Source organism: Pseudomonas sp. NPDC087639 (assembly GCF_044743385.1).
Taxonomy (GTDB): domain Bacteria; phylum Pseudomonadota; class Gammaproteobacteria; order Pseudomonadales; family Pseudomonadaceae; genus Aquipseudomonas.
This window is the reverse complement of the sequence record NZ_JBIUWI010000003.1, coordinates 68611-87808: the sequence shown is the minus strand read 5'-3', so window position 1 is coordinate 87808 and position 19198 is coordinate 68611. Positions and strand designations below refer to the sequence as shown.

The 19198-nt window shown below is 59.6% G+C and carries 19 protein-coding genes and 1 pseudogene; 6 read left to right on the top strand and 14 right to left on the bottom strand.

Going from position 1 to position 19198, the window contains the following annotated elements; genetic code table 11:
* Positions 1–83: 83 nt before the first annotated feature.
* The gene (locus ACIOVB_RS03185; RefSeq protein ID WP_401264738.1) at positions 84–1157 is read right to left on the bottom strand and encodes a fatty acid desaturase; all 1074 of its coding nucleotides are present in this window, start codon (positions 1155–1157) and stop codon (positions 84–86) included.
* A gap of 100 nt (positions 1158–1257) precedes the next feature.
* Here ACIOVB_RS03185 and ACIOVB_RS03180 point away from each other — a divergent pair, with 100 nt between their 5' ends.
* Entirely contained in the window at positions 1258–2262 is a 1005-nt protein-coding gene (locus ACIOVB_RS03180) for an AraC family transcriptional regulator (RefSeq protein ID WP_401264736.1), read from the top strand.
* Positions 2263–2265: 3 nt separating this feature from the next.
* Here ACIOVB_RS03180 and ACIOVB_RS03175 read toward each other — a convergent pair whose 3' ends face one another.
* The 4 genes from ACIOVB_RS03175 to ACIOVB_RS03160 all read right to left on the bottom strand — a co-directional run bounded on the left by ACIOVB_RS03175 (position 2266) and on the right by ACIOVB_RS03160 (position 5901).
* The gene (locus ACIOVB_RS03175) at positions 2266–3489 is read right to left on the bottom strand and encodes a type II toxin-antitoxin system HipA family toxin (protein WP_401264734.1); all 1224 of its coding nucleotides are present in this window, start codon (positions 3487–3489) and stop codon (positions 2266–2268) included.
* Positions 3482–3730 carry a helix-turn-helix domain-containing protein gene (locus ACIOVB_RS03170; protein WP_187679347.1) on the bottom strand — a complete coding sequence of 83 codons (249 nt, stop codon included), beginning with the start codon at positions 3728–3730 and terminating at the stop codon, positions 3482–3484. The genes ACIOVB_RS03175 and ACIOVB_RS03170 overlap by 8 nt, the downstream gene beginning before the upstream one ends.
* A gap of 112 nt (positions 3731–3842) precedes the next feature.
* On the bottom strand, positions 3843–5231 hold the full coding sequence (locus ACIOVB_RS03165; RefSeq protein ID WP_401264731.1) for a heavy metal sensor histidine kinase: 1389 nt from the start codon (positions 5229–5231) through the stop codon (positions 3843–3845).
* On the bottom strand, positions 5221–5901 hold the full coding sequence (locus ACIOVB_RS03160; RefSeq protein ID WP_095191643.1) for a heavy metal response regulator transcription factor: 681 nt from the start codon (positions 5899–5901) through the stop codon (positions 5221–5223). The genes ACIOVB_RS03165 and ACIOVB_RS03160 overlap by 11 nt, the downstream gene beginning before the upstream one ends.
* 136 nt (positions 5902–6037) lie before the next feature.
* Between ACIOVB_RS03160 and ACIOVB_RS03155 the strand changes: the two genes are divergently transcribed.
* Together ACIOVB_RS03155 and uraH are read left to right on the top strand one after the other, a co-directional pair.
* Positions 6038–6523 carry a heme-binding protein gene (locus tag ACIOVB_RS03155; RefSeq protein WP_401264728.1) on the top strand — a complete coding sequence of 162 codons (486 nt, stop codon included), beginning with the start codon at positions 6038–6040 and terminating at the stop codon, positions 6521–6523.
* 11 nt (positions 6524–6534) lie between these two features.
* Positions 6535–6945 (top strand): hydroxyisourate hydrolase, encoded by a 411-nt coding sequence (uraH, locus tag ACIOVB_RS03150; protein ID WP_401264726.1) that lies wholly within the window; start codon positions 6535–6537, stop codon positions 6943–6945.
* Between the two features lie 172 nt (positions 6946–7117).
* On the opposite strand, the gene ACIOVB_RS03145 is transcribed toward uraH, so the two are convergent.
* A complete protein-coding gene (locus ACIOVB_RS03145) occupies positions 7118–7795 on the bottom strand; it encodes a Crp/Fnr family transcriptional regulator (RefSeq protein ID WP_187681339.1) in 678 nt (225 codons plus the stop codon).
* Between the two features lie 82 nt (positions 7796–7877).
* On the opposite strand from ACIOVB_RS03145, the gene ACIOVB_RS03140 reads away from it, so the two are divergent.
* The gene (locus ACIOVB_RS03140; protein ID WP_401264723.1) at positions 7878–8402 is read left to right on the top strand and encodes a DUF962 domain-containing protein; all 525 of its coding nucleotides are present in this window, start codon (positions 7878–7880) and stop codon (positions 8400–8402) included.
* Positions 8403–8483: 81 nt separating this feature from the next.
* Here the strand turns inward: ACIOVB_RS03140 and ACIOVB_RS03135 are convergent, their stop codons facing one another.
* From ACIOVB_RS03135 to dibA, 6 genes are all read right to left on the bottom strand, one after another.
* Entirely contained in the window at positions 8484–9473 is a 990-nt protein-coding gene (locus ACIOVB_RS03135; RefSeq protein WP_401264721.1) for a sulfate/molybdate ABC transporter ATP-binding protein, read from the bottom strand.
* A 3-nt stretch (positions 9474–9476) separates the two neighbouring features.
* Entirely contained in the window at positions 9477–10349 is an 873-nt protein-coding gene (gene cysW / locus ACIOVB_RS03130; protein ID WP_305440789.1) for a sulfate ABC transporter permease subunit CysW, read from the bottom strand.
* A 12-nt stretch (positions 10350–10361) separates the two neighbouring features.
* Complete coding sequence (cysT, locus tag ACIOVB_RS03125) at positions 10362–11180, bottom strand: sulfate ABC transporter permease subunit CysT (protein ID WP_095191636.1); 819 nt, start codon at positions 11178–11180, stop codon at positions 10362–10364.
* A 70-nt stretch (positions 11181–11250) separates the two neighbouring features.
* The gene (locus ACIOVB_RS03120; RefSeq protein WP_401264719.1) at positions 11251–12264 is read right to left on the bottom strand and encodes a sulfate ABC transporter substrate-binding protein; all 1014 of its coding nucleotides are present in this window, start codon (positions 12262–12264) and stop codon (positions 11251–11253) included.
* Positions 12265–12412: 148 nt separating this feature from the next.
* Positions 12413–12595: a sulfur starvation response protein OscA gene (gene oscA / locus ACIOVB_RS03115; protein WP_022643503.1), complete on the bottom strand. Its 183-nt coding sequence runs from the start codon at positions 12593–12595 to the stop codon at positions 12413–12415.
* A 306-nt stretch (positions 12596–12901) separates the two neighbouring features.
* Positions 12902–14824: a phosphodiesterase DibA gene (gene dibA / locus ACIOVB_RS03110; RefSeq protein WP_401264716.1), complete on the bottom strand. Its 1923-nt coding sequence runs from the start codon at positions 14822–14824 to the stop codon at positions 12902–12904.
* Positions 14825–14970: 146 nt separating this feature from the next.
* On the opposite strand from dibA, the gene desA reads away from it, so the two are divergent.
* Together desA and ACIOVB_RS03100 are read left to right on the top strand one after the other, a co-directional pair.
* On the top strand, positions 14971–16155 hold the full coding sequence (gene desA / locus ACIOVB_RS03105; RefSeq protein ID WP_401264713.1) for a delta-9 fatty acid desaturase DesA: 1185 nt from the start codon (positions 14971–14973) through the stop codon (positions 16153–16155).
* Positions 16156–16298: 143 nt separating this feature from the next.
* Positions 16299–17288 carry a GGDEF domain-containing protein gene (locus ACIOVB_RS03100; protein ID WP_401264711.1) on the top strand — a complete coding sequence of 330 codons (990 nt, stop codon included), beginning with the start codon at positions 16299–16301 and terminating at the stop codon, positions 17286–17288.
* Between the two features lie 126 nt (positions 17289–17414).
* Here the strand turns inward: ACIOVB_RS03100 and ACIOVB_RS03095 are convergent, their stop codons facing one another.
* Positions 17415–18626: an HDOD domain-containing protein gene (locus tag ACIOVB_RS03095; protein ID WP_401264710.1), complete on the bottom strand. Its 1212-nt coding sequence runs from the start codon at positions 18624–18626 to the stop codon at positions 17415–17417.
* Between the two features lie 141 nt (positions 18627–18767).
* Positions 18768–19198: pseudogene (locus ACIOVB_RS03090) on the bottom strand (aminotransferase class III-fold pyridoxal phosphate-dependent enzyme); the annotation flags it as partial.

Here is a 19198-nt window from a genome sequence, read left to right as displayed (position 1 = left end):
GGCTCGCTCCCACATGTGGATTCGTTAACCCGATCCAATGTGGGAGCGAGCCTGCTCGCGAAGAGGACGTTGAAAATCACCCATCAAGCCCGGACTGTACGTACCCTTTCATTCGCAACGTCATCCCGCCGAACAAACCGGTTCGCCCGCCCGAACGTCCCGAAATCATTAAACCGAACCCCCATCTCCCGCATCACCTTATGCGCCACCGGCACGGTCATCTGGCGGATGTAAAACGGCTCCTTCACCACAAAATGATGAATTCCGTGACTGCTGCCAAAGTTGAAGCAGAACGCCTGCAACGGCCACAGCCACCACGGGTTCAATACCTGACATTGCTGCAGCACATTGCCCGGCTCGACATCCCCGTAGTAATGCATGTTCGAACTGATGAAGTGCAGGCAAAACGTGCGCAGAACATTCGGGCCGATGATCACCACGGCGGCGATATCAATCACCGACATTACCGCCAGCGTGGTCATCGACCATTCGATCGGCGAACCCAGCAGATAGGCGATGCCATTGGCCGCATGAAAGCCCAAAAACACATACCACGCACCCCAATGCACCAGCGCCAGCGGCGCGTAGACCTTGAACACCCGCTTGAGAATGCTCCACTTGTGCGCCCAGGTTGGCGCCCGCAGCAAACGGATGAAGGCCGACATCATGTTGTCGCCGACCATCAGCAGACGCGCAAAGCCCCATGGTTCGCCGTTGGTGATCGCGCGCTCTTCCATGTCGGCTTCAGTGCCGGAGACCTTGTGGTGATTAAGGTGCAGATGACGGCGAATCCACGGATTGATCGTACTCGGCCGCGCCAGCCAGACCAGGCCCATCATCAGGTTGTGCGGCACGCGCTGTTTGCGGAAATACATGCTGTGGATCAGGTCGTGCTCAAGTTCATGGGTCAACGACGCAAAAAACGCGTTGAGCAGCAGGCATACCCACCAAGCCATGTGGCCAGTGATGTACAGCGCTGCCGAACCGATCATCCCGGCCAACGCGAAGGCCAGAATCCCCGCGCCTAGCGCATCCTGATGCTTGAGAATCGGGTAACGCTCACGCAGTTCGATGCCCTTGGCCAGCACCACTTCGCGAATATGCGCTGATCGCTGGGCAGCATTGTGTCGCGGGGGACTTGCAGAAGTACCGTCCATGCTTCCATCCTCTGGGTATTGATGTTCGCATCCTGCCTTGCATGGGTGCGAAATGCGGTAGCCGAGAACGCCAACCTGTTGACCGGAAGCGCCAATCAGCATGAAGGAACCGACCTCCCTCGCCAGTTGGACCCGTGCCTTGCGCAAGCAACTCGATGCGCTGGGGCTGGACAGTATTGACCTGTGCCAAAAGGCCGGGCTTGATCCACAGCTGATGGACGATCCCAACGCCCGCTATCCGCTGTCCGGCACCACGCGCCTGTGGCAGATTGCCGTGCAGGTCAGCGGCGATCCGGCAATCGGTTTGCGCGTGTCACGATTCGTCAGCCCGACTACGTTCCACGCGCTCGGTTATGCGCTGGTGGCCAGCGGCAGTTTGCGTGAGGTGTTCGAGCGCATCGTGCGTTATCACCCGGTGGTCAGCGATGCGCTGGAACTGGATCTGAGCCGCAGCGACGACCGCTATCTGTTCCGTCTGAAGATACCGTCAGGCAATCCTGCGCCAGCCTTCGAAGCGATCGATGCCTTTGCCGCGATCTACGTGCGCACCTGCCGCAATCGCCTCGGCCGTGATTACGCGCCGCTGGCGGTATACCTGCGCCGCACAGAACCTGTCGATGCGCATCAGTGGCACAAAGTCTTTCGTGCTCCGGTGCATTTCGCCTCCAGCGAAGATCGCCTGGAATTCGCCATCGAGGACTTCGACAGCCACCTCGACGACGCCAACCCGGAACTGGCCGAACACAATGAGGCGGTGCTCGAACGCACCATGGCACAGCTCAAACCGCTGACCTGGGAGCGCAAGGTGCGCGACGCCATCGAAGAACAACTGCCCGAAGGTGAGCCAAGCGCCGAACGCATCGCTCAGGCCTTACACCTGAGCCTGCGCAGCCTGCAACGGCATCTGGCCGATGAAGGTTGTCGTTTCGATACGTTGCTCAACGAGAGCCGCGAGAACCTCGCGCTGCTGCACCTGCGCGATCCGCAGTGTTCGTTGAGTGAGGTGAGCTATCTGCTGGGCTTTGCCGACACCAGCAGCTTCAGCCGCGCGTTCAAGCGCTGGACGGGGATGACGCCGGGGCAGTTTCGCGATCAGTTGCGCTGAACGTCAGCCTTTAATCAGGCTGCGCTCCATACCGGATGACCATTGTTCGACCATTGCAGTACCCACATTGGCAAATGCAGGATGAGTGACGCTGTACTCAGACATTTCATCCATTGCCACTCGCATGCCGTCAGCAACTTGCTGCAGTAATTCATTGCAACGAGCCTCAGTCAAATTGCAGGCCGTACGACCAAATCGCATCAGCATTTTGTGCTTTGGCCAAGCTTTCGAGCCGCCTAACAGCAACGCCATACTGTCATTCTTAATGTAAACCGAGGTGGTGATGATGTCGTAAGCCGGCGCAAGCCTGACTGCAGACTCCTCGCCACAATTTTCGTACAACACACCGAAATTTTTCAGATGCGCGTCGCCATTTTTCAGCCCTGCAGACAAAGCTACAATTCTGAAAAACGCTTCCAGTGCCTGATTGAGCAATGCAGGTGAAACAAACGCTTTGATCTGCCGGGCCGCACCTTCGTAAGAGCCGTCGTATTTGGCTTTCGACGGCCAGCCGTTGAGCACGCAGAAGTCTTCAAAACCGAGGTAGCCCGTAGCGCTCAAGTCAAAGCGCTCGATAACCAGAAACTTGCCATGCTCGCTGAGCTCGAACTTCGGCACTTCAAGCCCGCTGTGTTGCGCGGCACGCATGCAAAAGTATTCGTTGGTTGCCAACTGCGGATATTCATCGGCACGAAAAGCTTTGACCAAGTGGGTAGACCCTCGATGAGTCAGGCGATCAATGGCGGCCGCACTGTCACGTACCAGCACTTTGGGCTGCACACCTGATACTCCGGAATAATGACCATAGGTTTGCAACAAATCCTCGAACAGGTCTTGCGCACCATCGTGCACCAGCAGATCAGCCAGCGACGTTTCGGGTGGGCGATCCGTCGTCGATGCGCTGGCAATGGATAACCGACCGAGCTGATAGGGGCCGACAATGGCCAGCAATGCAAAATCATCGAATCCGCGAACCGCTTTACTGAAGCGCCGAACCAGCTCATCACGTAGCGCACCTTCCGGCAGATTCATCTCGAAAACCGGATGGATGCCATGCTCCCAACCATAACTTTCCAGCCGGGACGGCATTGTCAGTGACACGGCGTTTTCGGCACTGGTTTCTTCGCGGTAACTGAACACGCTATCAACTCGCGCTTGCCCGCGCCCCAGAGTGCCTGCCGCTTGCCCGCCGACACAGACGTTCAATCGATCCGTCGACTCAGTCATGGAAATTTACCTTTTGCAGCGTATCGAGTGTCGGGCGCCGGGACTGACGCGGAACCGCCATCAACTCATAGCCGAACCCGTTCAGGATCGCTTCTACTTTGCGCAATCCGATTTCGGAGACCGTGTTGTTTTCGATTCCCGAGATCGTCGCGCGACTCATACCGTATTGCTGAGCCAACGCCTGTTGAGACATGTTGTTCGCCTTGCGCAGGGCTCTAATCAATTCACCAAGCTGTTCCATTGCCATTTCCTGCATTACTTACGATGCAAATAGAATTATTTAATTAACTTTGCATCGTATTTGATGCACTCATTGAACAAGGTTAGCCTAATTCCGAGTGATCAAGAAGTAATCACTGGCTCACCACAAACCCCAGCTCAAAAACAGTGCCCGCCGCATCACTGCTCACCCGCACCTGCCCGCCATGCAGTTGCATGATCGATTGCACAATTGCCAACCCTAATCCGCCCGAATCACCCGGCTCGGCGCGGGCCGGGTCGACGCGGTAGAAGCGGTCGAACAGTTTGCCCAGATGCTCGGCGCCAATGGCCGGGCCGTGGTTGTGTACCTGCAACCAGCAAACGCCCGGCTCATCGCAGCGACGCAGGCAGATCGTGGTGCCTGGATCGGCATGCCGCACCGCGTTGGCGAGCAGATTGCCGAGGGCACGTTGCAGCAGTTGCTGGTCGGCGCGGAGCTCGCCGTGCAACTGGTTTTCGAGCCGAAGGTCGCGGTCGTCGGCCAGCGCTTCGAAGTAATCACAGAGTTCGCCACCCACTTCCTGCAGATCCAGGCTGCGCAGGTCGAGCGCACGCTCGGCCTGTTCGGCGCGGGCGAGGAACATCAGGTTTTCCGCCATGCGCTTGAGTCGCTCGAACTCTTCCATGTTCGACGCCAGCACTTCCTGATATTCCGCCGTGCTGCGCGGGTGATTGAGTGCCTGGCCGTTGCTGGCGAGCAAGGTGTGCAGCGGCGTGCGAATCTCGTGGGCGAGGTCGGCGGAGAACTGCGACAGGCGCTGCACGCTGTCCTCCAGACGCGCCAGCATGCCGTTCAAGGCTTGCACCGGTTCGAGCAATTCGGCGGGTGTATTAGTGGCGGGCAAACGCTGATCGAGACTGCGCAGATCGATGCCGCGCACCGCTTCGCTTAACTGGCGCAACGGTTGCAGACCACGGCGCAGCAACAGCAACCCCAACGCAAAAGCGAGCAGCGCGCCGAGCCCGATCGCCAGGTACAGCCGCATGCGATAACTGGCGAGCATCTGCTCGCGTTCGCTTAACACCTTGCCGGCGATCACGGTCAGCGACTCGCCGCTCGGCCCTTGGGCTTCGCCGGACAACAACGCCACCTCTGCACCGTCCGGCGCCTGCCAGGTCAGCACGTCACGGCGCTGCGGCGCTTGATCGCGAGGGATGGCGTTGAGCGCCGGTAATTCGCGCTGGCGCGGGTTGATGCTGATCACGCTGGAGCCGTCGGCGCGTCGCACCAGCAACAGGCTGTCGAGATTGCCCAGCATGTTCTGGTACAGCCGTGGCCGCGCCTGCAAGGCGTCGAGGCTGTCGCTGTCGGCGAGCAAGGCGCGTACCTGCTCCAGTCGACCGAGCAAAGCCAGATCGTCGCGCCAGGCGATTTCCGCAGCGAGCGAGCGGTAAAGGAACACGCCGATCGCGCTCAGTACCAAGGCGCAGACGACGGCGAACGCCAGCGCCAGGCGCCAGGCGATCGACCTAGAGCGCATCGTCAGGCGCTTCCAGTTGATAACCGACGCCGCGCACGGTGTGGATAAGTTTCGGCATGTACGGATCGTCAACCTTGGAGCGCAAACGACGCACCGCGACTTCGACCATGTTGGTGTCGCTGTCGAAATTCAGGTTCCACACTTGCGAGGCAATCAGCGTGCGCGACAACACTTCGCCCTGACGACTGGCGAGCAAATGCAGCAGCGCGAATTCCTTGTTGGTCAAGGAAATGCGCTGGCCGCCACGACTGACGCGGCGGCGCAGCACGTCGATTTCCAGATCGGCGATGCTGTACGACTCGGCCTCGCGCATCGGCCCGCGCCGCAGCAATGTGCGCACGCGCGCGAGCAATTCGGCGAAGGCGAAGGGTTTGAGCAAGTAATCGTCGGCGCCCAGTTCGAGGCCGCGCACGCGGTCTTCGATGGCGTCCTTGGCGGTCAGGAACAGCACCGGCGTGGCGCCGCGCTGGCGGATCAGTTGCAGCAATTGCCAGCCGTTGAGGCCCGGCAACATCACGTCGAGGATGATCAGGTCGTATTCCTGCTGCTCGATGAAATAGCGCCCGTCGAGGCCATTGAGCGCCACATCCACGGCGAATCCGGACTCGCCCAGCCCTTTGGCAAGGAAATTGGCGGTTTTGGCTTCATCTTCTACGACCAGCAAACGCATGGCACACCTCGATTGATCAGGCACACAGGCTAGGCGCCTTCGGCGGCGTTGCCCATTACAAACTTGTAATCCGACTGACGAGGTTCTGACGAAGTCCGGCGGCTAAGGTGGCGACCTTCGCTTTAGGAGCCTGCTCATGACCGTCAAATACCTTGTTGCCAGCTTGGCCATCGGCCTCAGCGCCAGTGTTTTCGCCGCCCCTGAACTGCCGCGCCACGCTGATCTCGACCTGAAAACCGCACGCCTGCTGGCCGATACCGCGATGGGCAATTGTACCGGCACGGTGTCGGTGCTCGACCGTGGCGGCAACTTGCTGGTGACGATGCGTGGCGACGGTGTCGGCCCGCACAACACCGCTGCCAGTCAGCGCAAGGCCTACACGGCGCTGTCGACGAAAACCCCAACCCGCTTGTTCGCCGAGCGCGCTCGCAGCAACCCGGAAACCGCCAACCTCAACACCCTCGACGAATTGCTGCTGCTTGGCGGCGGCATTCCGCTGTTCGCTGGCAATGAATTGGTCGGCGCCATGGGCGTGGCCGGTTCCGGTGGCGGCGAGCAAGACGAAACCTGTGCCACCCGCGCCGCCGACAAGGCCGGCCTGTCCATCACCCGTTCCCAATAAGGAGTTTCATCATGACGACCCTGCGCATGACCTTCGCCGCACTCGGCCTGAGTGCTTTCTCAAGCCTGGCCCTGGCCGCCGGCAACCCGCTGAGCGTCCACGTGCTCAACCTGGAAAATGGCCTGCCTTCGCCGGGCGTCAACGTGACGCTGGAAAAACACGTCGGCCAGAACTGGCAGCCGTTGGCCGAAGGCACCACCAACGAACAAGGGCGCATCGCCGAACTGTTCCCGGCCAAACAGCCGTTCGAAGCAGGTGAATACCGGGTGGTGTTCAAGACCGGTGAGTACTTCAAAAAGACCCAACACGAAACGTTCTTTCCGGAGATTCCGGTGATTTTCGAAGTGAAACAGACGGATCAGCACTATCACATCCCGTTGCTGCTGAGCCCATATGGTTTCTCGACCTATCGCGGTTCCTGAGCCACACACCTTGTCCGTGTAAGAGTGAGCTCTGTGGTGAGGGGATTTATCCCCGACCGACTGCGTAGCAGTCGCCGAACTTTTCATTGCAGGTTTGGGGCGGCTGCGCCACCCATCGGGGATAAATCCCCTCACCACAAAGGCTCACTCCTACATTGATCGATGTGAATTATTAGATTGTGGCCAGCGCACGCAATCGCACCGCATCAAGAATTTCGATCTCACCGTAAGCCAAGCCAATAATCCCCTGCCCCTGCAACTCCTTGAGAATCTGATTGGTGGTTTGCCGTGACAGCGAGAGCATCGACGCCAACTGCTCCTGCGGCAGTTGCAGCACTCGACGGGGCGCATCAATCTCGCCATAGCCCTCGGCGATCATCAGCAAGCGATGCGCCAGCCGCGCCGGCGCTGGCAGCAGACTCAACTGTTCGAGATTGATAAACGTCAGGCGCAGCTTATGGCTCATCAACAGCGCCAGGTGCCGCCAGTACACCGGTTGCTCGTCGAGCAATTTCAGCATTGTATTCTGCGGAATATTCAGCAACGTGCACGGCCCGACGGCGAAGGCGTCATGGGTGCGTGGCTGACCGTCGAACAGACAAATTTCGCCGAACCAGTGCGGCGCCTCCACCAGACTCAACAACGCTTCCTTGCCCTGCTCACTCACCGCGCTGATACGCACGGCGCCATCGAGCACGGCGTACAAACCGCACGGTGGATCGCCACGCTGAAACAGGCGCTGCCCCGCCGTCAGCCGCCGCTCCCGGGCCGCCGCCAGCAGACTATCCTGAAAGGACGCAGGCAAATGACTGAACCACTGCCCGGTCAGCAGCCGTGAACGCATATCCATGAAATCTCCTGATTGTCGGCTGCCTGACAGAACGAACGCTCAACCCGGGGCATGCTGCAATCACCCTACAGGAGGAACAACAATGAAAAGCCTCGTCGATCACTTGAGTCAATATGCCGCCTACCACCGTGACCCGCGCAACATTGCCAGCCACTTTATCGGCATTCCGCTGATTGTGGTGGCGGTGGCGGTTTTGCTGTCGCGTCCGGAATGGTCGTTGGGCGGGTTGTGGATTTCACCGGCCGTGATCGTGGCGCTCGCTTCGGCGGGGTTTTACCTGCGCCTGGAAGTGAAGCTCGGCGTGCTGATGACAGTGCTGATGGGGCTTTCGGTGTGGGCCGGGCATGTACTGGCGCAGCAGAGCACCATGGTCTGGCTGAGCAGTGGTCTGGCAATGTTTGTGATTGGCTGGGTGATTCAGTTTGTCGGGCACCACTATGAAGGGCGCAAACCGGCGTTTGTCGATGATGTGAGCGGGCTGATTGTCGGGCCGCTGTTTGTCGTGGCCGAGTTGGCGTTCCTGCTCGGGATGCGGCAGGAGTTGAAAGAGCAGATCGAGGCGCGGGCGGGGGCGGTGCGGGTCAATCCGAATCGGGCGGCTGTCTAGATAGCTTTCGCGAGCAGGCTCGCTCCCACAGGGAAATGCATTCCAAATGTGGGAGCGAGCCTGCTCGCGAAGCTTTTGATTTTAAATGCTGGCGACTTTCTGCCAGACCTTCGGCTTGAAGAACAGGGTCTCACCCTTGGCCAGGCCCGTCAGGCTGTCGTGATCCTTCACCACTTCGGCCTCGATCAGATCTGTCTGCCCTTCCACCTTCAACGTCACCCGCGTGGTCGCGCCCAGCGGCCGGATATCGCGGACTTCGGCGGCGTGGTGATCCTCCAGCTCATGCCGCGACAGCGACACTTCATGCGGACGGAACAGTACGTGGTTGTCATCGCCCAAGTGCAGACGGTTCGAATCACCGAGGAAGTGATAAACGAAATCACTGGCCGGGTTTTCGTAGACGTCGCCCGGTGAGCCGATCTGCTCGATCACACCTTTGTTCATCACCACGATACGGTCGGCAACTTCCATCGCTTCTTCCTGGTCGTGGGTCACGAAAACCGAGGTCAAGTTGATGTCTTCGTGCAAACGCGCGAGCCAGCGGCGCAGTTCTTTACGCACCTTGGCGTCGAGGGCGCCGAAGGGTTCGTCGAGCAGCAGCACCTTCGGCTCCACCGCCAAGGCACGGGCCAGCGCGATCCGCTGACGCTGACCACCGGACAGTTGCTCCGGGTAGCGATCCGACAGCCAGTCCAGTTGCACCATGTTCAGCAGTTCATGAACCTTGGTTGCGATCTGGCTTTCAGTCGGGCGCTGGTTTTTCGGTTTCATGCGCAGGCCGAACGCGACGTTGTCGAACACCGTCATGTGCCGGAACAAGGCGTAGTGCTGGAACACGAAGCCGACGTTGCGATCCCGCACGTCGTGGCCGGACACGTCTTCACCGTGAAACACGATGTTGCCCTGATCCGGGGTTTCCAGACCGGCAATAATGCGCAGCAAGGTAGTCTTGCCGCAGCCCGACGGGCCGAGCAGCGCGACCAGTTCACCGCTGTGAATGTCCAGGCTGATGTTGTCCAGCGCCTTGAACGCATTGAAATTCTTGCTGACGTTACGCACTTCGATCGACATGAATTATTCCTCCGCGGCGCTGGCGCGCAGGCGGTTGATACGGTTTTCGCTCCACTGCTTGGCCAGCAGGATAAAGAGCGCCAGGATCAGCAACAGGCTCGCCACGGCGAACGCGGCCACGTGGTTGTATTCGTTGTAGAGGATCTCGACGTGCAGCGGCAAGGTGTTGGTCACCCCGCGAATGTGCCCGGAAACCACCGACACCGCACCGAACTCACCCATGGCCCGCGCGGTACATAGCACCACGCCATAGATCAGGCCCCACTTGATGTTGGGGACGGTGACGTACCAGAACATCTGCCAGCCATTGGCGCCGAGCAGACGCGCGGCTTCCTCTTCCTGAGTGCCCTGCTCCTGCATCAGCGGGATCAGTTCACGGGCCACGAACGGCACGGTGACGAAAATCGTCGCCAGCACGATGCCCGGCAGCGCAAAGACGATCTGAATGTCGTGATCCTGCAACCACGGCCCGAACAGACCCTGAGCGCCGAACATCAGCACGTAGACCAGACCTGCGATCACCGGCGACACCGAGAACGGCAGGTCGATCAGCGTCACCAGCATGCTCTTGCCGCGGAACGAGTATTTGCTCACGCACCACGCGGCGCTGACGCCGAACACCAGGTTCAGCGGCACCGAAATCAGCACGGCGAACACGGTGAGCTTCAGTGCCGAAAGAGCATCCGGTTCAAAGATCGCGGTAAAGAACGCGCCGAGACCGTTCTTCAAGCCCTGCGACACCACGATGAACAGCGGCAGCAGCAAAAACAGGAAAAAGATCAGCCAGCCGAGACCGATCAGAATGCGCCGCGACGTGGCACTGCCGCGACGCGCAGCGTTGGCCGAGGAAGCGGCCGCAATAGACGATTGGGACATGTTCGCGCCTCCTTATGGGGTTTCGATGCGCCGCTGCAGCAAGTTGATCAGCAGCAACAGGACGAAGGAAACCACCAGCATCAGCACGCCGATGGCAGTGGCGCCGGTGTAATCATATTGGTCGAGTTTGACCATGATCAGCAGCGGCAGAATCTCGGTTTTCATCGGCATGTTGCCGGCGATGAAAATCACCGAACCGTACTCGCCAACACCACGGGCAAACGCCAGGGCAAAACCGGTCAGCCACGCGGGCAGCAGCGCCGGCACCAGAATGTGGCGGAACACTTGCCACGGTTTGGCACCGAGGCAGGCGGCGGCTTCTTCGACTTCACGGGGGATATCGGCCAGCACCGGTTGCACCGTGCGTACCACGAACGGCAGGGTCACGAAGGTCAATGCGAGGGTGATACCCAACGGGGTGTAGGCGATCTTGAAGCCGAGGTCGGCGGCAAACTGGCCGACCAGGCCGGCCGGCGCGTACAGCGCGGTCAGCGCGATACCGGCCACGGCCGTCGGCAGGGCGAACGGCAGATCGATCATCGCGTCGATGACCTTGCGCCCCGGGAAGGTGTAGCGCACCAGCACCCAGGCCAGCAGTGTGCCGATGATGCCGTTGATGATCGCGGCACACAGCGCGGTGCCGAAGCTCAGCTTCAGTGCAGCCAGTACGCGCGGCGCAGAGATGATCGTCCAGAACTGATCCCAGGTGAGCTGCGAGGCGTGAATGAACATCGCCGCCAGCGGGATTAGCACAATCAGGCTGAGGTACACCAAGGTGTAACCCAGCGTCAGCCCGAAGCCGGGTATGACGGGGGAGATACGACGCGACATAAAAGTCCCTGGTTAAAAAACGCGCGAAGCCCCGAAGGTAAATCCGGGGCTTGTTTATGGCTATGAAAACTTACTGCGCCTGATAAATCTGGTCGAACACGCCACCGTCATTGAAGAATTTCGGTTGCGCGGTTTTCCAGCCGCCGAAGTCCTTGTCGATGGTCACCAGTTCCAGTTTCGGGAACTGCTGGGCGTATTTGGCGGCCACGTCCTTATCACGAGGGCGGTAGAAATTCTTCGCCGCGATTTCCTGACCGGCCGGGCTGTAGAGATGCTTTAGATAGGCTTCGGCGATCTGCTCGTTACCCTTCTTCGCTGCGTTCTTGTCGACCACGGCCACCGGTGGTTCGGCGAGGATCGACAGTGAAGGCACGACGATGTCGAACTTGTCCGCGCCGCCATCTTCTTTCAGCGCCAGGAATGCTTCGTTCTCCCAAGCCAGCAACACGTCACCCTGACCGTTGTTGACGAAGGTGATGGTCGAGCCGCGAGCGCCGGTATCGAGAATCGGCACGTGCTTGAACAGCGTCTGCACGTACTCTTTGGCTTTTTCTTCGCTGCCGCCGTTGGCTTTCAGGCCGTAGGCCCACGCGGCGAGGAAGTTCCAGCGCGCACCGCCGGAGGTTTTCGGGTTCGGCGTGATCACCGAGACGTCGTTCTTGACCAGATCGCCCCAGTCCTTGATGCCTTTCGGGTTGCCCTTGCGCACCAGGAACACAATGGTCGAGGTGTACGGCGTGCTCGCTTCCGGCAGACGCTTCTGCCAGTCGGCCGGCAGCGTCTTGCCGAGTTTGGCGATTTCGTCGATGTCACCGGCCAGGGCCAGGGTCACCACGTCGGCACGCAGGCCATCGATCACCGCACGGCCCTGCTTGCCCGAGCCGCCATGGGACTGCTGGATTTTCACGGTGTCGCCGGCATGGTCCTTCTGCCAGAACTTGATGAATTCGGCGTTGTAGTCCTGATACAGCTCGCGCGTCGGGTCATACGACACGTTGAGCAGCTCGTAATCCTTGGCAACCGCGGAACCGGCAAACACAGCGCTGGCCAGGGCGGCCAAAGCGTAACGGCGAATCGACGACATGGTGAAAGCTCCTGGAATTCTGGGTGGTGGCTTTTTCTTATGTACTGCTGGAATCGGGTCCCGCTGAAAGATCGCCGCCTTCGCCAGCTCGTGCACACAGCCCCCTGTAGGAGCTGCCGAAGGCTCGGGCCGCGATCGGACGATCTTTTTAGCTCGGCTTGTTGCCCGGCTGCTGCAAACGGAATTTCTCTTTGCGTTCGATCTGGACGACTTGAGCGTTGTGCACAGTGATCTCCACCGCGCCGAACCGCAGATCGCGCAGGGCACTCTGGATTTCACGCAAGATGGTGGCTTCGTCCTGACCGTCAACGCTGCGAAGGGATGCGCTCATGGTGCTGCTCCTTTGAATGGGATTTGCCTGGCAGTGGGCGGCACTGCGTTCGGCGTGGGAGCAATATAAGAGAGGCATAGATATTCTTAAAAAGACTATTTAAGAATGTTTATATAACTAGAAAACATTATGAGAGAGGGCAAGGGTCTGCACGGTGTTCATCGCGTTTGAAACCTGCATGAAACCTAGTGGTGAGGGGATTTATCCCCGATGGACTGCGCAGCAGTCCCATTTTTTGGGATCGCTGCGCGACCCATCGGGGATAAATCCCCTCGCCACAATAATTTCCTTCAGCCACAGAGGGGTTCAGCCAATCACCGGGGCGCGTGCCCAATCTATATCCAACGCCGGCACCGGCCGCCCAAACCAGTAGCCCTGCCCCAGATCGCACTCCTGCGCCAACAGAAATGCCGCCTGCTCAGCCTGCTCGATCCCCTCGGCATGCACCTGCATGCCCATGCTGCGGGCCAGCGCGATGATCACCCGGACAATTGCAGCGTCATCCTCGTCCCACGGCAATCCAGCGACGAAACCCTGATCGATTTTGAGCTTCTGCACGGGCAAGCGCTTGAGTCGCAACAGCGAAGAATAGCCGGTGCCGAAATCATCGATGGCCAGACGAATGCCCAATTCGCGCAAGCGATGCATCTGCTCAAGCGCCACTTCCGGATCGTCCATCACCGCGCTTTCGGTCACTTCCAGTTCGAGATACGCCGGATCCAGCCCGGTATCGCGCAGCACCTGCGCCACCTGCTGATACAGCTCGCGCCGGGCGAAAAGCCGCGACGAAACATTCACCGCGACAAACGCCAGTACCACCCCGGCCTGCTGCCATTGGCACATCTGTCGGCAAGCCTGCTGCATCACCCAGGCGTCGATTTCGGCGATCAACCCGGTACGCTCGGCAATCGGAATAAACTCCGCCGGCGACACCAGACCGCGCTGCGGATGCTCCCAGCGCACCAAGGCTTCAACGCCGATCAAGCGACTGGTTTTCAGGTCATGCACCGGTTGGTAATAAACCCGTAGCTCCTGCTGCTCCAGCGCTCGGCGCAATTCGAAGGCAATCTCAACTCGCTGTTGGGCATGGGCGGTGAGTTCTTCGGTGTACAACGCGTAACCGTTTCGCCCGCTGCCCTTGGCCTTGAACAATGCCGCATCGGCATTACGCAACAGTTGATCGGCACTCAACGCATCACTGGGAAACAGGCTGATGCCGATGCTGGCATTGATGAACAGTTCGTGGCCGTCGATGCAAAACGACTCCTTGAGCGCGTCGAGAATGCGCTGGCCCAGCGCCGCTGCCTGACCGGGCTGTGGACAACTTTCCGCCAGCACCGCGAACTCGTCGCCGCCGAGTCGCGCCAGCGTGATGCCGGTGCCGAACAGCACCTGCAAACGCGCCGCCACAGCTTTAAGCAAGCGGTCGCCGACGTTATGCCCGAGGCTGTCGTTGATCATCTTGAAGTGATCCAGATCGAGCAACAGCAGCGCACAGCCACGCTTATGGGTCTGCGCCGAAGCCAGTGCCTGCTCGGCGCGGTCGCCGAACAGCAGGCGATTGGGCAGGTCGGTCAGCGGATCGTGGTGGGCAAGGTGCTTGAGTTCGTGCTCGGAATGCTTGATCGCACTGATGTCGGAAAACACCGCGACGTAATGACTGACCTGGCTCTTTTGATCATCGTGGATGACGCGGATGGTTTGCCACTGCGGATAGATTTCGCCGCTTTTGCGACGGTTCCAGATCTCGCCACTCCACTCGCCCTGGCTTTCCAGCGTCGCGAACATCGCCTGATAGAAACCCGGCGGATGGTGGCCTGACTTGAACAGACTGGGTTGCTGGCCGAGGACTTCATCGCGCTGATAACCGGTGATCTCGATGAACGCGCGGTTGACGTGCACGATCAGGCCCCGGCGGTCAGTGACCAGCACGCCTTCGCGGGTGCAGTCGAACACCGCAGCCGCTTGACGCAAGCGTTCGCGATCAGCGTGACGCTCACGCAGACGCGCACCAATGCCGAGAAATTCGCATAACCGCGCCCGCGCCAGGAAGATCAGCCCGGCGCTGAACGCCGCAAAGACATAGCCGTTGATCAGTTGCCATCGCGCCAGATCAACGGAGTTATCGAAGAAACTGTTTAATAAATAATCAGTACCTTGCAGCCAGACCACCGCAAGTACGAGATAGAGCAGCGATGCACGCAAGGCATCGCGATAAGTGGCATACATTCGGCCGTCCATGTCCCTACAAAAAGGTTGGAATTATAGGTCAAGAAACATCCAGCGACTCTTATCTGAAAGGGCGACTGGTTTTATCTGTGTGCTTGGTGATAATGCAACGGCTGTTTTTATCTTTATCGAGGGCCCTATAGCCTATGTGGTACGAAGGTTTTCTTGGCTTGTCGGCCTGGTCACTGGTCGCAGTCACCCTGCTGATGACCCATGTGACAATTGTCGCCGTCACGGTCTATCTGCACCGTTACTCGGCCCATCGCTCACTGGAGCTGAATGCTGGCCTGAAACACTTTTTCCGCTTCTGGCTGTGGTTGACCACGGCGCAGAACACCCGCGAGTGGACCGCCATCCACCGTAAACACCATGCCAAATGCGAAACCGAAGATGACCCGCACAGTCCGGTCGTCAAGGGTTTGTCCACCGTTCTGCGCAAAGGCGCCGAACTGTATCGCGCCGAGGCCGAAAACCCGGAAACCCTGCGCATCTACGGCAAGAATTGCCCGGAAGACTGGATCGAGCGCAACGTCTACAGCCGCTATCCGCTGCTGGGCGTGGCGATCATGGGCGTTATCGACCTGCTGCTGTTCGGCACCATCGGCATCACCATCTGGGCGATCCAGATGATGTGGATCCCGGTATGGGCTGCCGGCGTGGTCAATGGTCTGGGCCATGCCATCGGTTACCGCAATTTCGAATGCCGTGACGCGGCGACCAATCTGGTGCCGTGGGGCATCCTGATCGGCGGCGAAGAACTGCATAACAACCATCACACCTACCCTAACTCGGCCAAGCTGTCGGTGAAGAAGTGGGAGTTCGACCTCGGTTGGGCGTGGATCAAAGTCTTCAGCTTCCTGCGTCTGGCCAAGGTGCAACGTGTAGCGCCGATTGCCCATCGCGTCGAAGGCAAGGGCAATCTGGACATGGACACCGCCATGGCGATCCTCAACAACCGCTTCCAGATCATGGCCCAATACCGCAAGTTGGTCATCGGCCCGCTGGTCAAGCAGGAACTGGCCAAGGTGGATCATTCGGTGCGTCACCAGTTCCACCGGGCCAAACGCCTGTTGTCGCGGGAAACCAGCCTGTTGGAAGATCGTCATCACGCACGCATCCAGAACATGCTCGAGCACAGCCAGTCGTTGAAAGTAATTTACGAAAAACGCCTGGCCCTGCAGCAGATCTGGGTCAAGACCAGCGCAAATGGCCACGACATGCTCGCCGCCATCAAAGAATGGATTCACGAGGCCGAAGCCAGTGGCATCCAGTCCCTGCGCGAATTTGCCGACCAGTTGAAAACCTACTCGCTGCGTCCTGCGGCAGTCTGAGACCGTTGATCGGTGCGCCCGAACTCCCGGGCGCACCCTTCGGAACTTCACCCTAAATCCCCTATCTCAAAGACTTCGCCATTCCGGCGGGTTTAGGCGTGGCCGTTGTTGTCGACACGGCACGCTCTCTGAGATCTGTGCCGATGGTCAATAACAACCAAAAAGACTCATCCCTCCCGCAGTGGCCCGAGGCCGCGCAAACCTTGATGGCGCTGATGCACGCCCAAGGCGAAGTCGCCCGCCTCAGTGAGCGCGAACAACTGTTCAGCTCGCTTCTGGTCAGCGTCAACGCCGTGCTATGGGCCTTCAACTGGGAAACCCGTCAGGTGCTGTACGTCAGCCCGGCCTATGAGCGGATTTTCGGCCGCTCAGCGGGGCTCTTGCTCGCCGACTACAACCAGTGGCGCGACAGCATCTACCCTGATGATCTGGACTACGCCGAACGCAGCCTCGCCGAAGTGCTGCACCAAGGCGCCGTGGAAGATCGCGAGTACCGCATCATCGCCGCCGACGGCCAGGTGCGCTGGCTCAGCGACAAATGCTTTATCAATCGTCAGGACGAACCCGGGCAACCGGTGATTATCGTCGGCATTGCCGAGGACATCACCGACAAAAAGCAGATGGAAACCGAACTGCAACGCCTGGCCACCACCGACGTGCTGACTCAAAGCAGCAACCGCCGACACTTCTTCGAATGCGCCCATCACGAATTCGAACAGGCACGCCTGCAAGGCGCGCAGCTGGCCTTTCTGCTGCTGGATATCGATGACTTCAAAGTGATCAACGACAGTTACGGTCATCCGCAGGGCGACAACGTGTTGCAACAGATCGCCGAGTGCGGCCGTGGCTCGCTACGCCGGGGAGATCTTTTCGGGCGCATTGGTGGCGAAGAGTTTGCGGCGGTGTTTCCCGGTTGCGCGCCAGACATGGCCATGCAGGTAGCCGAGCGGCTACAACAGCAGATTCAGCGTTTGAACTTCAGCCATGAAGGCCAGACCTTTGGCATCACCGTGAGCCAGGGCCTGACCAGTCTCACGGTAGAGGACGAGAGCCTCGACAGCCTGTTCGCCCGCGCGGATGCGGCGATGTATGAAGCCAAGCGCCAGGGCAAGAACCGGATCATCTCAGCCTGACCCCCCACACATAACCCATGTAGGAGCTGCGGCACGCTGCGATCTTTTGATCTTGCTTCTAAAAAACAGGATCAAAAGATCGCAGCGTGCCGCAGCTCCTACAGGATTGGAGTTTGTCGAGGCACGTTACTTACGCATCCGCATCAACTCCGGCAACCCGATCTTGAGCAATCGCGCCGTGCGACTCTTCGCCAGTTCCTCTACGCCCTCATGCTCAGTCAGGCGAGCCATTTGCGCCGCCATGTTCATCACCAGCGCCTCACGGGAATACACTCCGCCACCGAGCTGGTAGACCGAGGCAATCAACTCGCGCAGCTCCAGCGGCAGCCGCCAGCGAGTGCGTAGCGCCGAACCGTAAGCCGCGCCGAATTCGGCTAACGCGTCGCCGACTTCCTCCCACTCATCCAACTCACCGCCCGCCTGCTTCCACTCCTGCAAACAGCGCAGCAGCGCGAGATCGCCCAAGCAATGCAGCATGCCTGCGCAATAGCAGCGCTCCTGATCCAGATCGAGCAGACGCGCCAAGGTGCGCGCGTACTCGGCGGTGTGCAGCGACAACCCCCAATAGCGCTCGGCGTAATCCGCCAGACACGGATCACTGAGCTTGGCGCTGCGCTTGAGCGCCAGACCCAGAATCAGATTCATGCTCTGCCCAGTGCCAAGCCGATGCAGCGCCTGCGCGAGCGTCTGCACCGCCGTGCCATGGTGTTGCGCGGCACTGTTGGCGGCGGCGATCAACACGGCGGTGATCTGCGGATCGGTTTTTATCTCATCTTCCAGCAGCTTCAGATCAAGGCCGTTGGGATTCAGGCTGCGTTTGACCGCCACATGCACATCGGTCATCAATGGCGCGCCGTCAGCCAGCTCGCGGCGTCGCTCAAGGAACACCGACAAGGTCATGCCTGGCGCCAATGTCGGCACTTCACAGAACACCTCTTCACCGGCATTGAGCAGCAAACCCTGCAAACGCTCGGTCAGGCTCTCCATGTTCAACGGCTTGGCGAGGTAGGCGGTCGGCGCCAGCGGCAGGGCTTCGCGCACGCTGGCGCTATCGGTACGGCTGCTCATCAGAATGAACGGCAGCGGCGGATTGCGTTTACGCTGACGCACGCTACGCAGCACGTTCAGCCCATCGGTACCGGGCAATTCCCAATCAACAATGGCCAGGTCATAGGGCACGTCACGCAGCATGTCCAGGGCCTGCTGGCCGTCGGCACACAGATCCACACGAGCATCGCAACGCACGTTCAGCAACACTTGTTTGAGCAGGTCACGAGACCATGGGTCGGCCTCGGCAATCAGCACTCGGGGTACGGCGGGTAAAACAACGGCAGTCATGCGCGCTCTCCCTTGCAATGCCTGAACCTTAGCCAATGCTGGCGATTCGATACAGCACTAAACCTGTGGATGTGATTCAGGAGGCGGAAAAAAACCCGCCGAAGCGGGTTTTTTGTCTATCCGATCACACGGTGCCGGGCCTTACAGCTCCGAGAAGCACTCTTCGATGATCGCCAGACCTTTGTCCAGTTGCTCGTCCGGCGAGGTCAGCGGTACGAGTACGCGCAGAACGTTGCCGTAGGTGCCGCAGGACAGCAGGATCAGGCCCTTGTCACGAGCCTTGGCCACAACGGACGCAACAGCGGCAGCGTTCGGTTTGTGGCTGTCGCCGTTTTCGAACAGCTCGACGGCAATCATCGCGCCCAGGGCACGGACTTCGCCGATCACCGGGTACTTGGCCTGGATGGCTTTGAGGCCAATGACCAGACGCTCGCCAACAGCCTTGCAGCGGTCCAGCAGTTGTTCTTCTTCGAACACTTCCATCACGGCCAGGGCCGCGGCGCAAGCGATCGGGCTACCGGCGTAGGTGCCGCCCAGGCCGCCTGGAGCGATGGCGTCCATGTATCGGCCTT

Bases quoted from the DNA above. Each gene is read 5' to 3' on its own strand.
- ACIOVB_RS03145 (WP_187681339.1), bottom strand. From the start codon at position 7,795: ATGGATATGCGTTCACGGCTGCTGACCGGGCAGTGGTTCAGTCATTTG.
- ACIOVB_RS03155 (WP_401264728.1), top strand. From the start codon at position 6,038: ATGACCGTCAAATACCTTGTTGCCAGCTTGGCCATCGGCCTCAGCGCC.
- ACIOVB_RS03180 (WP_401264736.1), top strand. From the start codon at position 1,258: ATGAAGGAACCGACCTCCCTCGCCAGTTGGACCCGTGCCTTGCGCAAG.
- ACIOVB_RS03175 (WP_401264734.1), bottom strand. From the start codon at position 3,489: ATGACTGAGTCGACGGATCGATTGAACGTCTGTGTCGGCGGGCAAGCG.
- ACIOVB_RS03170 (WP_187679347.1), bottom strand. From the start codon at position 3,730: ATGGAACAGCTTGGTGAATTGATTAGAGCCCTGCGCAAGGCGAACAAC.
- oscA (WP_022643503.1), bottom strand. From the start codon at position 12,595: ATGAGCGCATCCCTTCGCAGCGTTGACGGTCAGGACGAAGCCACCATC.
- ACIOVB_RS03095 (WP_401264710.1), bottom strand. From the start codon at position 18,626: ATGACTGCCGTTGTTTTACCCGCCGTACCCCGAGTGCTGATTGCCGAG.
- ACIOVB_RS03185 (WP_401264738.1), bottom strand. From the start codon at position 1,157: ATGGACGGTACTTCTGCAAGTCCCCCGCGACACAATGCTGCCCAGCGA.
- ACIOVB_RS03160 (WP_095191643.1), bottom strand. From the start codon at position 5,901: ATGCGTTTGCTGGTCGTAGAAGATGAAGCCAAAACCGCCAATTTCCTT.
- uraH (WP_401264726.1), top strand. From the start codon at position 6,535: ATGACGACCCTGCGCATGACCTTCGCCGCACTCGGCCTGAGTGCTTTC.
- ACIOVB_RS03135 (WP_401264721.1), bottom strand. From the start codon at position 9,473: ATGTCGATCGAAGTGCGTAACGTCAGCAAGAATTTCAATGCGTTCAAG.
- ACIOVB_RS03165 (WP_401264731.1), bottom strand. From the start codon at position 5,231: ATGCGCTCTAGGTCGATCGCCTGGCGCCTGGCGCTGGCGTTCGCCGTC.
- desA (WP_401264713.1), top strand. From the start codon at position 14,971: ATGTGGTACGAAGGTTTTCTTGGCTTGTCGGCCTGGTCACTGGTCGCA.
- cysW (WP_305440789.1), bottom strand. From the start codon at position 10,349: ATGTCCCAATCGTCTATTGCGGCCGCTTCCTCGGCCAACGCTGCGCGT.
- ACIOVB_RS03140 (WP_401264723.1), top strand. From the start codon at position 7,878: ATGAAAAGCCTCGTCGATCACTTGAGTCAATATGCCGCCTACCACCGT.
- dibA (WP_401264716.1), bottom strand. From the start codon at position 14,824: ATGTATGCCACTTATCGCGATGCCTTGCGTGCATCGCTGCTCTATCTC.
- ACIOVB_RS03120 (WP_401264719.1), bottom strand. From the start codon at position 12,264: ATGTCGTCGATTCGCCGTTACGCTTTGGCCGCCCTGGCCAGCGCTGTG.
- cysT (WP_095191636.1), bottom strand. From the start codon at position 11,180: ATGTCGCGTCGTATCTCCCCCGTCATACCCGGCTTCGGGCTGACGCTG.
- ACIOVB_RS03100 (WP_401264711.1), top strand. From the start codon at position 16,299: ATGGTCAATAACAACCAAAAAGACTCATCCCTCCCGCAGTGGCCCGAG.